Origin of the sequence: Virgibacillus xinjiangensis, assembly GCF_042643145.1 — a bacterium.
GTDB lineage: Bacteria > Bacillota > Bacilli > Bacillales > Amphibacillaceae > Virgibacillus_O > Virgibacillus_O xinjiangensis.
In genome coordinates, this window is record NZ_JBHRSA010000009.1 from 41,116 (window position 1) to 54,353 (window position 13,238).

Annotated in this window: 14 protein-coding genes; 4 read left to right on the forward strand and 10 right to left on the reverse strand. The window is 44.9% G+C overall.

From position 1 onward, the window contains the following. Positions 1 to 86 precede the first annotated feature (86 nt). The 3 genes from typA to ACFOGI_RS03635 all read right to left on the reverse strand — a co-directional run bounded on the left by typA (position 87) and on the right by ACFOGI_RS03635 (position 4,017). Positions 87 to 1,916 carry a translational GTPase TypA gene (gene typA / locus ACFOGI_RS03625; RefSeq protein ID WP_390268544.1) on the reverse strand — a complete coding sequence of 610 codons (1,830 nt, stop codon included), beginning with the start codon at positions 1,914 to 1,916 and terminating at the stop codon, positions 87 to 89. Between the two features lie 83 nt (positions 1,917 to 1,999). Continuing rightward, a complete protein-coding gene (locus ACFOGI_RS03630) occupies positions 2,000 to 3,328 on the reverse strand; it encodes a sensor histidine kinase (protein WP_390268547.1) in 1,329 nt (442 codons plus the stop codon). 2 nt (positions 3,329 to 3,330) lie between these two features. Beyond that, entirely contained in the window at positions 3,331 to 4,017 is a 687-nt protein-coding gene (locus tag ACFOGI_RS03635) for a response regulator transcription factor (protein ID WP_390268550.1), read from the reverse strand. Between the two features lie 137 nt (positions 4,018 to 4,154). Here ACFOGI_RS03635 and ACFOGI_RS03640 point away from each other — a divergent pair, with 137 nt between their 5' ends. Continuing rightward, complete coding sequence (locus ACFOGI_RS03640; protein WP_390268554.1) at positions 4,155 to 5,465, forward strand: S1C family serine protease; 1,311 nt, start codon at positions 4,155 to 4,157, stop codon at positions 5,463 to 5,465. 71 nt (positions 5,466 to 5,536) lie between these two features. Here ACFOGI_RS03640 and ACFOGI_RS03645 read toward each other — a convergent pair whose 3' ends face one another. Both ACFOGI_RS03645 and ACFOGI_RS03650 read right to left on the reverse strand, forming a co-directional pair. Then, the gene (locus ACFOGI_RS03645) at positions 5,537 to 6,217 is read right to left on the reverse strand and encodes a TraR/DksA C4-type zinc finger protein (protein WP_390268557.1); all 681 of its coding nucleotides are present in this window, start codon (positions 6,215 to 6,217) and stop codon (positions 5,537 to 5,539) included. 64 nt (positions 6,218 to 6,281) lie between these two features. Continuing rightward, positions 6,282 to 6,728, reverse strand: coding sequence for a GNAT family N-acetyltransferase (locus tag ACFOGI_RS03650; RefSeq protein ID WP_390268561.1), 447 nt, complete (start codon positions 6,726 to 6,728; stop codon positions 6,282 to 6,284). A 136-nt stretch (positions 6,729 to 6,864) separates the two neighbouring features. Between ACFOGI_RS03650 and ACFOGI_RS03655 the strand changes: the two genes are divergently transcribed. Then, on the forward strand, positions 6,865 to 7,758 hold the full coding sequence (locus ACFOGI_RS03655; protein ID WP_390268564.1) for an NAD(P)-dependent oxidoreductase: 894 nt from the start codon (positions 6,865 to 6,867) through the stop codon (positions 7,756 to 7,758). A gap of 25 nt (positions 7,759 to 7,783) precedes the next feature. On the opposite strand, the gene ACFOGI_RS03660 is transcribed toward ACFOGI_RS03655, so the two are convergent. The 5 genes from ACFOGI_RS03660 to ACFOGI_RS03680 form a co-directional block, all read right to left on the reverse strand. Further along, positions 7,784 to 8,086: a hypothetical protein gene (locus ACFOGI_RS03660; RefSeq protein ID WP_390268567.1), complete on the reverse strand. Its 303-nt coding sequence runs from the start codon at positions 8,084 to 8,086 to the stop codon at positions 7,784 to 7,786. 6 nt (positions 8,087 to 8,092) lie between these two features. Beyond that, a complete protein-coding gene (locus ACFOGI_RS03665) occupies positions 8,093 to 8,773 on the reverse strand; it encodes a class I SAM-dependent methyltransferase (RefSeq protein ID WP_390268571.1) in 681 nt (226 codons plus the stop codon). 107 nt (positions 8,774 to 8,880) lie between these two features. Continuing rightward, entirely contained in the window at positions 8,881 to 9,078 is a 198-nt protein-coding gene (locus ACFOGI_RS03670; protein WP_390268574.1) for a cold shock domain-containing protein, read from the reverse strand. A 179-nt stretch (positions 9,079 to 9,257) separates the two neighbouring features. Next, positions 9,258 to 10,133: a metallophosphoesterase gene (locus ACFOGI_RS03675; protein ID WP_390268577.1), complete on the reverse strand. Its 876-nt coding sequence runs from the start codon at positions 10,131 to 10,133 to the stop codon at positions 9,258 to 9,260. A 74-nt stretch (positions 10,134 to 10,207) separates the two neighbouring features. Beyond that, on the reverse strand, positions 10,208 to 10,771 hold the full coding sequence (locus ACFOGI_RS03680; protein ID WP_390268580.1) for a YkoP family protein: 564 nt from the start codon (positions 10,769 to 10,771) through the stop codon (positions 10,208 to 10,210). Between the two features lie 145 nt (positions 10,772 to 10,916). Here ACFOGI_RS03680 and ACFOGI_RS03685 point away from each other — a divergent pair, with 145 nt between their 5' ends. Together ACFOGI_RS03685 and trhO are read left to right on the forward strand one after the other, a co-directional pair. After that, complete coding sequence (locus ACFOGI_RS03685; RefSeq protein WP_390268583.1) at positions 10,917 to 12,032, forward strand: MGDG synthase family glycosyltransferase; 1,116 nt, start codon at positions 10,917 to 10,919, stop codon at positions 12,030 to 12,032. Positions 12,033 to 12,181: 149 nt separating this feature from the next. Continuing rightward, entirely contained in the window at positions 12,182 to 13,147 is a 966-nt protein-coding gene (trhO, locus tag ACFOGI_RS03690; protein ID WP_390268586.1) for an oxygen-dependent tRNA uridine(34) hydroxylase TrhO, read from the forward strand. The last annotated feature ends 91 nt before the right edge of the window (positions 13,148 to 13,238 follow it).

Below are 13,238 nucleotides of genomic sequence, written 5' to 3' on the forward strand. Positions count from 1 at the left end.
GTATGGATGAAATGTTAGATTCCTATTCGGTTATGGAGAATACAAAAGCCGGGAGGAACACACTTTGTGTTCCTCCCGGCTTATCTTTATCCCAGTTTCGATCTTTTCGCTGCTTTTTCACGCTCATTCTTATTCAATATTTTCTTCCGCAAGCGGATCGTCTCTGGTGTAACTTCACAATATTCATCATCATCCAGGTACTCGATTGCTTCCTCCAAGGACATGTCACGGTTTTTCTTGATGACACTTGTTTGGTCTTTGGTAGCAGAACGAACGTTGGTCAAATGCTTTTCCTTCGTGATGTTCACAGTAAGATCATTTTCCCGGTTATGCTCACCGACAATCATCCCAGCATAAACCTCTGTACCAGGTTCAACAAAAATGACACCACGGTCCTCCAGCTGCATGATACCATAGGTGGATGCTTTCCCGTTCTCGAGAGAAACAAGCACACCTTCACGCCTTCCGCCTACCTGCCCTTTGACAAGGGGCTCATAGGCATCGAACGTATGGTTGATGATGCCATAGCCACGGGTTTGGGACATGAATTCCGTCGAGTACCCCAGCAGACCGCGGGAAGGGACTTTGAATTCCAGCCGGACCTGTCCATTCCCTTGATTGACCATATCGAGCATTTCGCCTTTACGTGCTCCCAGGGATTCCATAACTGCTCCTGTATAATCTTCAGGAACATCTACTTGCACTCGCTCTACTGGTTCGCATTTCACCCCATCAATTTCCTTGATGATGACCTGCGGTTTGGAAAGCTGCAACTCATAACCTTCCCTGCGCATATTTTCAATCAGAATGGAAAGATGGAGTTCCCCTCTGCCAGATACGGTCCAGGCATCCGGAGTTTCCGTCGGGTCCACTCGTAAACTTACATCTGTTTCCAACTGCTTCATGAGGCGTTCTTCTATTTTTCGGGCAGTTATATACTTTCCTTCTCGACCAGCAAATGGACTATTATTCACAAGGAAGGTCATTTGCAAGGTTGGCTCATCGATGCGGAGCCACGGCAGTCCTTCCGGATGGTCCGGCGGGCAGATGGTTTCCCCGACATTAAGGTCTTCCATACCGGCGAGTGCTACGATATCCCCAGCCTGAGCCTCTGTAATTTCCTTCCGCTTCAAGCCGATGAAACCAAACAGTTTACTGATACGGAAGGATTTCTCAGTTCCATCCTTTTTCAGAACGACCACTTGGTCTCCGACTTTCATGGTCCCCCGTACGACACGACCTACGCCAATTCGGCCTACATAGTCATTATAGTCCAGCAAAGTGACCTGGAATTGCAGCGGCTCATCCTTTGTATCTTTCGGTGCAGGGATATGATCCAAGATTGTAGTGAAAATAGGATCCATCGTCTCCTGCTGATCTTCTGGTTCTTCACCACTTGTCCCATTCAACGCGGAGGCATAGACAACTGGGAACTCCAGCTGTTCATCATCAGCTCCCAGCTCGATGAATAAATCAAGAACCTCATCCACTACTTCGGTCGGCCGTGCATTTGGCCGGTCTATTTTATTCAATACGACAATAGGAGTCAGTTTCTGTTCCAACGCCTTCTTCAATACGAAACGCGTCTGCGGCATGGTTCCCTCGTAAGCATCGACTACCAGGGCCACCCCGTCGACCATTTTCATGATCCTCTCAACTTCTCCTCCAAAATCAGCATGTCCAGGTGTATCCAATATATTAATGGTTGTATCTTTATAGTTGATTGCTGTATTCTTTGCCAGGATGGTGATTCCGCGTTCTCGTTCAATGTCGCCAGAATCCATAGCTCGTTCGTCTACTTGCTCGTTCTCACGGAAAGTGCCAGAGTATTTCAGCATCTGGTCAACCAGCGTGGTTTTTCCATGGTCAACGTGGGCAATGATTGCAATGTTACGAATATCTTCTCTTAATTGCATAAATTGTACGCTCCTCTGTAAATAGAGATGATTCAAACCAATCAATTATAACATATTTCCTTCTATAAATGTTAAAACATAGACTATTTTCGAAAAGAAACCACGAATTCAGCTCCCCCAAGCGTTGAATTTCCTAGCTGGATGGTTCCTCCCGACTGCTCTACCACAGCCCGGGCAATGGCCAACCCCAAACCGGTTTCCCCATTCTTCCCTTTAACAAACCTGTGAAAAATATGGGGAGCCATGTCGGCTGGTACTCCTTCTCCATCATCCTCGACGCGCAGCTGGACTGCACTTCCACTTCTTCGAGCTTCAACCCTTACTGTTGTATGCGCATGGCGAACTCCATTAAAGACAAGATTCAGCATGGCCTGCAGCAATTTTTCTTCATCTGCCATAATGGAAAGCCCCTCATCGGCGTGGTGGATCAACGTTATTCCACGCTCATTTGCAATGGGAAGTGCTCGATCGCTCACGCGTTCCAACAAGAGACCAAGATCGACCTCCACCTCATCATACACCTCCGGCGCACTGTCCAGTTTCGCCAAAAGGGTCATTTCATTAATGATTGATTTCAAACGGCTGACCTCTGTCACCATTACTTCCAGCCCTTTCTCTTTATCATTTTCATCAAAAATGCCGTCTTTTATCCCTTCTGCGTAACCTTGGATCGTCATTAAAGGGGTCTTCAATTCATGACTCGCATTCTGAAAGAAGGCTTGCTGGGAATGGATATATCTCTGAAGCTCCTGGGCCATTTCATAAACACTTTGTCCGACTTCTTCAATTTCTCCTGTTGCGTCAATTTCCTCAATCTGGTCAAACTGCCGCTTTTCAATTTTCTTCATCTGCCATTTCAGACGGGTAAGAGGCGTAACCAGACGATTGGTCAGGAAATAGCTGATCGCCACTGCAATTGCAGCTCCTATCAGGAAGACGACAGCGATTAAAAAGATGAAGTCCTGCTGAACAGCCGAGATATCGCTCATGGGTGTCAGAAGGATCAGTTCAAGCCCGAGGGATTCGGGATAAAAGAGAATCCTTGAGGTAACAAAATTACTGCCACCAAACTCCCATAAAGCCTCCGTATCATCGGAGAAATCATTTGTCCGGTAAAATCCCTCCGCAATATCCTCTGACATGGTCGAAAATAATACGGCATCCTGGTTTCTGTCGTAAAGGAACAATTGAAGGTCCTGCTGCTCCAGAACTTCATTGAAGTTTTGGATATTCATGCTTCCATACTGGTCTGTCATAAGGTTGACGATAATTTCGCCACTTTGCTCCAACTGCCGGCGTTCATCCTCAATCAGAAGATCCAGGATGAGAGAATAGATGACGATGCTAGCTATCCCCATGATGAGGACCAGCAGTGTAGTGAATGCGATGTTCAACTGATGTTGCAGCTTCATCGCTAATCCTCGTCCCTGCGAAGCCTATAGCCATATCCCCAGACGGTTTCCAGAGGCAAATCAGCAAGTTTCTTACGTATCCGCTTAACAAGATCATCTACCGCACGATCACTTCCGAAATAGTCATTTCCCCACACTTTGGTCAATAATTCCTCACGGGAAAAAGCCCGGTTGATATTCTCCGCGAACAACAGCAGCATATCGAATTCCTTCGTCGTGACCTCCTGCTCTCTTCCGTTCCAAAACAGGCGCCGCTCATTTCTATAAATCAGGAGCTTCCCAGCCTGAATCCTGTCATGGACCATATCATCCCTCCGCACGGCAGGCTGGGCTCTTTTGAACAGCCGCTTCACCCTTGCCACCAGCTCCCTTGGGCTGAAAGGCTTGGTGAGATAATCGTCTCCCCCTAATTCCAGACCAAGTATCTTATCAATTTCCTCATCCTTTGCGGAAATGATAATTATCGGAACATCGCTCTCTTCCCTGATTTTTTTACAAAATTCATAACCATCCATTCCAGGAAGCATAATATCCAGTATCCACATGGTAGGTGGGTCCTCTTTCCATAAATCCCACGCCGCTTCAGCCGACTCTATTACAGATACCTTGTACCCTTCCTTTTTCAAATAAGCGGAAACGATATTTTGGATATTCTGGTCGTCTTCCACTACCCCTATGTATTCGTTCATCTTTCATCACCTCGCACATATTCCTTTCCATCTTACCATAATTCTTTTACACATTTTTTCCACATTTTTACCGAATCTATCCTAACAGGGCGTTTTATACTATGAATATACAAGGACATAGAAAGGGTGGATGAATCATGAAAGATTTCGACCATGAACGTTCATTTGACCATACAGAAGAAAACAGTGATTCCATGCAGAAACAGCCGGAAAGGGATGCTTCTGGCGAAGAGCAGGTACAGGCAGAAAGCTATGTCCAACCCACCACAAAGGACCACGATAAACAGCCGAGTCGATTTTCCGGAAAAAATGCCTTGGTCGGCGGAGTTATAGGAGGAGCTCTCTCTGCACTTGCCGTTGCCCTCTTGTTCCTGTTTGTCATCATGCCTTCTGGTGCCTCAGGAAATAACCAAACCGGCAATAATGAGGTCCCCGCAACTTCCATGGTTGAAAATATATCCAGCGAAAATGCCGCAACATCTGAAAACATCAGTGAAACGGCAGAAGCAGTGGTTGGCATCGTCAACCTCCAACAACAGAATGTGTGGACAGACAGCCAGGAATCTGGGGCGGGTTCCGGCATCGTTTATAAGAAAGAGAATGGGAAAGCATATGTTGTGACCAATCATCATGTAGTAGAAGGTGCCGAAGAACTCGAAGTAGTCCTCAATGACGAGGAGAGGGTGTCGGCAAAGATTCTCGGTTCAGACGCATTGACCGACTTAGCTGTATTGGAAATTGACGGCTCCCATATAAATACAGTGGCCAGCCTCGGTTCCTCAACAGAGTTAAAGGTTGGTGAACCGGTCATGGCAATTGGGAATCCGCTTGGCCTGGAGTTTGCAAACACGGTAACCCAAGGGATTATCAGCGGCATGAACAGGTCTGTCAGTGTAGATACCAATAGCGATGGAAGGGCTGACTGGGTGACAGAGGTACTGCAAACAGATGCCGCCATCAATCCAGGTAACAGTGGCGGTGCCCTAGTAGATGCGGATGGAAAAGTGATCGGCATCAATTCCATGAAAATAGCCAGCCAGAAAGTAGAAAGCATCGGGTTCGCCATACCGATCGATGAAGCATTGCCGATTATGGAAGAACTTCGGACAAATGGAGAAATTGTGCGTCCCCTCATCGGTATAACGACCGCTTCCATGAATCAAGTTCCACCTCAAGTCATGTATGAGTTGAACCTGCCGGAAGATGTAGAAGGCGGAATGGTGATTGCGGAAGTGCAAGATGGATCGGCTGCCGACAAAGCTGGATTACAACGATTTGATGTCATCACCGCTATCAACGGAAATAAGGTCACCTCCATCTTGGAACTGAGACAGTACCTGTATTCAGAGGCCTCTATTGGTGAAACAGTTGAAGTCGAATTCTACCGGGACGGAACCAAAAAGACATTGAACCTTGAGCTGGAAGCCCGCGAAGACAATCAGATATAAAAGCGAAGCACCACCCATGCAGAAAGGCATGGATGGTGCTTCTATCTTTAGAAACATCTCTTATATGAGGATTAATCGTCCTGCCGGTCCAGCTCTTCTTCATATTTATTATGGTGGAAAGAAGGTCCTGTATAGCTGCCATCGATATCAGCTGACAGCCATCCTTCCAAATCCTCTGCTCCCCCGGTATTTTCCTCGTTGTTCGGAAACATTTCCTCATAGTTTTCTTTGTCGCCATAGAAATCCGAAGGGGATTCCGAAGTTCCATACCTGCTCACATCCTGCCAAGAATCCTCTGCATCATAATTCACCTGCTCTTCATCGGTGGTTTCATCCGGATTGATATTCGGGCTGAATACCCCCTCTTCAACTGTCCTGGCACTTTCAAATGTATTGTCTGTAGCATGCTGCACACATCTATCCGTCGTAGGTACAGCCATCAGCCGCTCAAAAGGAATATCTTCTCCGCATTTGCTGCAGATTCCGTAAGTCCCCTGATCGATGGCATTCAATGCTTCATTGATTTCTTCCAGTTCTTTCTCAGCATGTTCATTCAGCGCAATATCCTTTTCCCTTTCATATAATTCCGTACCGAAATCACCGGGATGATTATCATAATTGGATAATTCACTCATTGATTCTTTGACCGCTTCCAGTGAATTTCCAAAGTGGTCTTCTACATGGGGAATCAATTCATTTTGTCGGTTCAATAGCGCGGCTTTGCACTGTTCCATCTGGTCGGTCGTGATCATAGAGATCATCCTCCATTAAATAGTATGCTACTTATACTATGTGTAAAAGCCGTGTATTGATTCTTTAGGAGCGTTCCCAAATCATGTCAATATGAGGAATATTATCCTCCAAATACATCTCGGAAGCCTGACGGAATCCCAAAGACATATAAAATTGTTTCAAATATTCCTGAGCCATAATATGAATGCTATCCTCTGACCAGACCTCCGTTATGTATGCCATCGCTCTTTTCATTACTTCTTTGCCATAGCCTTTGCCACGGTGTTTCTCCGCTACCATCACCCGGCCAATGGATGGATGTTCAAATTTGCTCCCTGCTGGAAGGAGTCGGACCAGCGCTGCCGGTTCCCCCTTTATATCCAAGTAGCAATGGACCGCCTTTTGGTCGTAATCATCCAATTCCGGATAGGGACAATCTTGTTCCACCACGAAGACCTCCACCCTAGCTTTCAATAGGTTGTATAACTCATTATTGCTGAGCTCATTAAATTTTCGATAATGCCATTCCAACCTTACTCTCTCCTTTTTATTTTAACTATAGCAGACCCCGCAAATTTGTAGAAGGGCCGTTAAAATTTCTTCCCTTAAGAGGAATCAGCCCACTTTTTGTCGAAATAGTTGGTAAAAGAAAAAGGAGGAATCCTCTTTGCAACAGGAACAGAATAGGACAATCGGGTTTATCGGCACCGGTGTAATGGGCCGAAGCATGGCTAAGAACCTCTTGAAATCAGGTTATTCTATGAACATATTCACGAGAACCAAAGAAAAGGCACAGGAGCTCATCGAACTAGGAGCCGCTTGGAAAGAAAGTATTGAAGGAGTAGCAAGGGATTCAGATGTCGTAATCACCATGGTCGGCTATCCGAGGGACGTGGAAGAAGTTTATTTTGGCGAGGGAGGTATTCTGCTACATGCCTCCTCTGGTACATATGTCGTTGATATGACTACCTCTAAGCCGGCGCTTGCAGAGGAAATTTTTGAAAAAGCAAAAGCTAAGGGTGTAGAAGCACTGGATGCCCCAGTATCTGGAGGCGATGTAGGTGCCAAAAACGGAAAACTTGCCATTATGGTAGGTGGAGACCAAGAAGCATATTACAAGCTCTTGCCTGTTTTTGAAGTAATGGGAGATAACATCATCCTGCAGGGAGGCGCAGGAGCAGGACAGCATACCAAACTGGCGAACCAGATTACGATAGCTTCGAACATGGTAGGTGTGTGTGAAGCCATTTCCTATGCCCGAAAAGCCGGCCTGGACGCAGAACGTGTGTTGGATAGTATTACTACTGGTGCAGCTGGCAGCTTCTCCTTATCCAAACTGGGACCGAGGATGCTGAAAGGAGACTATGCACCAGGCTTTTATGTCAAACATTTCATCAAGGACATGACCATTGCTTTGGAAGCTGCAGAGGAAATGGGGCTGTCGACGCCAGGCCTGTCCCTTTCCCTTGAACTCTACCAGGAGCTTGCAGAACAAGGGGATAGTGACAGCGGGACCCAGGCATTGATTAAACTCTTTGAGAGAAGTAACTGTTATAGTTAAAAGCCTATAAGAAAGAAGCGGCAGATTATTTTTTCTGCCGCTTCTCTATTTCTGCTTGCACTGCAAAAGCAAGATCATCATTTCCGAATAGCTGTAATGCATTCAGAACAGTCTGGTCTGCAATATCTTCCGACTCATTTTTTGGCACCGCCAATTCAAGCATATCTTGCAGTGTTTGATTTTTGGATTGCCCCGGATAAGCTTTTTCGTAAAGGGTCACAGGGTCCAATTCATTATTGACACACCATTGTACATAAATCAGGATCATCATCCGTTCTTGATTCTGATAACTTTCAATTACCTTTTTCTCCATTTCGTTTCCGTCCAATTATATTCACCTTTCTTTCTCCAGCATAAATACCCACATGAAGGTCAAAGCTTGTTTCAGTTCCAATGGCAGCATATGGACATGTTGCTGATCCAATTCCTGTTTATACACTCCGAAGCCGTCGATATAGTTCATGCCTTCTTCCTCCACCAACTTTTGAAATTCCCAGGGCATCATGGTATTACAGATAACCTTCTCACCACGTAGCCGTGAGTAGCTGTTGGTACGGGGAGCTGCCGTCGGCCCTAAAATTCCTGCACATACCTTACCGCCATCTCTGAGCACCCGCCTCATTTCCCGCAGAGCCGCAAGAGGAGATTCCGTCCATTCCAACACATTTATCGCCATAATAGCGTCATAGCTGCTGTCCAAATAGGGAAGGCTGTTGGCATCCCCCTTCTGGAAATTGATAAGTCCTCCATTATTCCGCTCTGCTGCGGCGACCATCTCGCCGGATATATCCAGCCCGGAGACGGCAAAACCCGAACGGTACAGCTTTCTTGAACCATAACCATCTCCACACCCTATATCGAGGACATTGCTTCCTTTGATCCAATGCTTCTCTATGAAGGGAATGATATCCTTTCGACTCCCATCCTCCCACATCTTCCTGCTGCGGGCCTGCCAAAAGGAAGAACGATCATTCCAGGCAGACTCTGCCTTTTCCTTCCAGTTGAAATCGTCCATTCTACCAGCTCCTTTCCTTCATTATAAAGTATGATGTGAGAAAGGAAATAATAAAAAAAGGTTTATCCCACCAAGGGGATAAACCTTTTTTATTTCAATCTCTATTATTATAGAGCAACAACGTTAGCAGCTTGCGGTCCGCGGTTGCCTTCTACGATTTCAAATTCAACGTCTTGGCCTTCTTCAAGCGTTTTGAAACCTTCAGCTTGGATTGCTGAGAAGTGTACGAATACATCGTCTCCGTCTTCACGCTCGATGAAACCAAAACCTTTTTCTGCGTTAAACCATTTTACCTTACCAGTCATTTAAAATGACCTCCTTATACAAATATCGTGCAAAGTATAATTGAGTCATAAATACTTTTACACCACTTTGTTAAAGAGATCGTAAAGTATTATTCATCCTTCAATTTCCTTTTGCTAACCTTACTTTAACCGTTTTGGAGGTAAAATGCAAGCATTTATAAAAATAAATAACATGAATGTTATCCAGCGGCTGGTTCCCTGACTGTCAGAGTATTGTTAGCCTGGACTTCCTCCACCGGCATGTCCAATTGGTGAAAAGTAATCTCCGGACGGCTGCCAAAACGAATATTGACTCCCGTCTGTCCAAGGCCTTCACTTATATAGAATGGTCTGCCACGGTATTGCTGCAAGCCTTTCACCATGTCCATGCGAACCAGCTTGCCCATTTTTATCAGGTGGTAGGGCTTAGGCCAATGAATCTGTCCGCCATGAAAATGGCCGGAAAGCAGGTAGTCAAACTGATAGTCGTCCATTTCCAAGACAACGTTGGGATCATGCGTGAGCACCAGGTTATAGCCGTCTTCTAATCCATCATAAGAAGCAGTCAAGTCGCTTCTTCCTGTTCCATAATCATCAATGCCGATGATGTTCAGGTATGCGCCATTTATATCAATGACTTCGTTTTCGTTCTGCAATGTACGGATGCCATGATCCTGCAGCAATTTTTTTAATTGGTGGAAGTGCTTATCCTTCAACACGTAATCATGATTGCCGAAATTGGCATACGTACCGTAGGCCGGCTTCACTCGACCAATGGCTTCCAAATATGGAGGCAACTTTTTCATGCTTCTTTTACGGTCCATGAAGTCACCTGTCAATGCAATCAAATCGATAGGCTGCTGTTTAATATAATCGAATAATTCCTCGGGGGAGACAGACAAATTCTCCAAGTGGATGTCAGAGAGATGAAGAATGCGTAATGGGGTGGTCGATGAATTCTCCTGCTCCCCTTTCTCTAGATTAATATGATTAATACAAACAGATGTCGTATTACGATAACCTTTATAACATAGAATACCTACAGCCACTATAATAATTGCTGCGATAAAATACATCTTATCTCCTCCTCCCTTCCATTATAAAGGGAGGAGAGCTCAAATTTTACTTGTAATTTATGGATTCATTGGATTTATCCATTGGAATATTTGCGAAATAGCTGGTCTTTGGACATGAATAAATACATAGGAAACGAATCATTTTTCTGTATAGACTTTGTAGAAGACAGAAAATGGATGGGCGTCAAAGCTGCCTTTTTAAAGTATTTATAACAGGGGTTGGAGAGTGGATGGGTATCAAAGCCGAGTTTCCGGCAACCCCGGTGCAGCATCGTTATTCCTATCAGACCTTTTACTTGTTCGTCATATCCCCTGTATTGCAAATATTTCACGATGTAAGGCAATGACTCTTGTACACTCTTATATATCTGGATCGCTCTTCGCACCTCTCCATGACCTTCCATTTTCCTGAGCAACATAACATTATGCAGGTGGATTTTCAGCATTACATCGTTTTTATGGATGGTAGTTCCATCGGAAAGTATGACGGGATTCCCCCTATACCTTGTGAGCCGGGCGCGGATGACCGTTTTTTCCCCTCCAGCTGATTCAATATGCTGCAAGCGTGTGAATCGGTAATAAATAGGGTCAACGATATTCCAGAACAAGATACAGATTTTCCTCAATTGTGTTTTCATACCGTTTCTCCTCACCAATAATTATGAATGAAACTCATCTATAATTTGACTGCATCCCATATCTCTTATGACTGGTAATTTAAGGTTCTCCGCATGGAACTAACAGCTCCTTCGCAGACTAACAGATGAAGGAGAAGGATGAATTATGCGGAAAATACTGTTTTTGCCTTTATTACGCCTGCCATCCGGGCATCATCATGTAGCGGAAAGCATTCAGCAGCAATTGGAACAGGCAGAAGATGAATTCACATATGAGAAGGTCGAGTTGATTTCCCATAGCTATGGGAGAGCAGAATCAATCATCTCTACTGCCTATTTAAGCTGGATTCATTCTTTCCCCAAGTTCTACAGTATGGTTTATCAATATGGTGCGCTGCGGGAACGAGCGGTGAATAAAAGATATCTATTGTATGAATGGCTGTTTCAAAAGAAGATTCTTCAACTGCTGTTGCAGACAAGGCCGGATGTAGTCATCTGCACCCATGCCCTCCCCTCTTATCTCTTGTCCCGCCTGAAGGCCAAAGGGGCTTGGAATGGCAAGGTGGTTAATGTGTACACGGACTACTTCATCAATAATCTATGGGGGATAAAGGAGATAAATTACCACTTAGTTCCCAGTCAGCAGGTGAAAAAGTATTTAATGGATAGGGGGGTCCTACCAGACCACATCATCGTATCAGGAATCCCCATCCATCCCACTCTTCAGACAAGGAAAAAATCCTCCGGTCATTCTACCGGCTATACCATTATCATCAGTGGAGGCAATATGGGGGCCGGCCCCATGAGAGAATTGCTCCACCATCTGAAGCCGGAAGGGCTTGTCCATTATAAAGTGCTCTGCGGGAAAAACTTCCGTCTGTATCATCATCTCCGCCATTCCGGCTTAAGCAATGTCCAACCCATCCCCTATATCTCTTCGAAACAAAAGATGAATGAATTGTATGATGCGGCAGATGCCTTCATTACCAAACCTGGCGGTATCACCGTCACCGAATGTTTATGGAAGAAGATCCCCTTGTTTGTTTATGAATCATTGCCTGGCCAGGAAGAAATCAACTTGAAGTATTTGAAGGAACATGGACTGGCATCCCATCTTCCTTCTTGGAAAAACACTACATTCAGCATGGAAAAAATCATTTTGGAGGAATTGATGGACTCGGATAGGATTTCCCGCTGGGTAAGGCAAATGGAGAAGTTTCATGAGGGATTGGAAAAAACCGATTTCCCCGAACTTATTCGGAAGATCATAACAAGTGACTGATTGATTTCGTGATCGCAACCCTTCCCTTATGGATTGTATTGTGTTTTCATCGGAAAGTTGATAGAATAAATCCTTGCAAGATTATAAAATTGAATACGACTACCATACATTTATATCTTGCAAATATGAATGAATAGGTGGTAATAAACATGGAAAATGATTATCGTGTACTGTTGTATTACAAGTATGTGACGATCGAGGATCCTGAAGCCTATGCAGTTGAGCATCTTGATTTCTGCAAGGAACTGGATCTACGAGGGCGCATCCTTGTAGCCGAAGAAGGTATTAATGGAACTGTCTCCGGCACGAAAGAACAGACCAATAAATACATGGAAGCAATGCATAATGATCCTCGCTTCGCTGACATGGTATTTAAAGTGGACGCTCATGACGGCCATGCGTTCAAGAAAATGCATGTACGTCCAAGGGAGGAACTTGTAACTCTGCGTTTGGAAGAGGATATCGATCCCCATCAAACTACAGGAAAATACCTTGAGCCGAAAGAATTCTATGAAGCAATGCAGGATGAGAATACCATTGTATTGGATGCAAGAAATGATTATGAATATGATCTTGGGCATTTCCGCGGTGCCATTCGCCCCGATATTGAAACCTTCAGAGAACTTCCTGAGTGGGTGCAGAAGAACAAACATCTGATTGAAGGAAAGAAAATCCTCACCTATTGCACAGGCGGGATCCGTTGTGAGAAATTCTCCGGCTGGCTGGTTAAAGAAGGGTTCGAGGACGTAGCCCAACTGCATGGCGGAATTGTCACGTACGGAAAAGACCCGGAAGTACAAGGCGAACTATGGGACGGAAAATGTTATGTATTTGATGAACGTATTTCCGTACCGGTCAACCAGAAAGAACACGTTGTAGTCGGCGTGGACTATTTTGATGGTGAACTTTGCGAACGGTATGTTAACTGCGCTAACCCAGAATGCAATAAACAGATCCTCTGCTCTGAGGAGAATGAGCATAAATATTTGCGTGGTTGCACCCATGAGTGCCGTGTCAGCCCACGGAACATGTATGTAAAAGAACACGACTTAACTGAAGAAGAAGTAGAACACCGTCTGAACCAGATTGGTGAAACAATAAAACAAGAAGCATAAAAAGAAGGCTGTCGAGAAAGTTCTCGACAGCCTTCTTTTTTGGTCATCTTTCTGAAATACACTCCACCTTTTGACAACGAACCATCCCATT

Bases quoted from the DNA above. Each gene is read 5' to 3' on its own strand.
- typA (WP_390268544.1), bottom strand. From the start codon at position 1,916: ATGCAATTAAGAGAAGATATTCGTAACATTGCAATCATTGCCCACGTT.
- ACFOGI_RS03630 (WP_390268547.1), bottom strand. From the start codon at position 3,328: ATGAAGCTGCAACATCAGTTGAACATCGCATTCACTACACTGCTGGTC.
- ACFOGI_RS03635 (WP_390268550.1), bottom strand. From the start codon at position 4,017: ATGAACGAATACATAGGGGTAGTGGAAGACGACCAGAATATCCAAAAT.
- ACFOGI_RS03640 (WP_390268554.1), top strand. From the start codon at position 4,155: ATGAAAGATTTCGACCATGAACGTTCATTTGACCATACAGAAGAAAAC.
- ACFOGI_RS03645 (WP_390268557.1), bottom strand. From the start codon at position 6,217: ATGATCACGACCGACCAGATGGAACAGTGCAAAGCCGCGCTATTGAAC.
- ACFOGI_RS03665 (WP_390268571.1), bottom strand. From the start codon at position 8,773: ATGGACGATTTCAACTGGAAGGAAAAGGCAGAGTCTGCCTGGAATGAT.
- ACFOGI_RS03670 (WP_390268574.1), bottom strand. From the start codon at position 9,078: ATGACTGGTAAGGTAAAATGGTTTAACGCAGAAAAAGGTTTTGGTTTC.
- ACFOGI_RS03675 (WP_390268577.1), bottom strand. From the start codon at position 10,133: ATGTATTTTATCGCAGCAATTATTATAGTGGCTGTAGGTATTCTATGT.
- ACFOGI_RS03680 (WP_390268580.1), bottom strand. From the start codon at position 10,771: ATGAAAACACAATTGAGGAAAATCTGTATCTTGTTCTGGAATATCGTT.
- ACFOGI_RS03685 (WP_390268583.1), top strand. From the start codon at position 10,917: ATGCGGAAAATACTGTTTTTGCCTTTATTACGCCTGCCATCCGGGCAT.
- trhO (WP_390268586.1), top strand. From the start codon at position 12,182: ATGGAAAATGATTATCGTGTACTGTTGTATTACAAGTATGTGACGATC.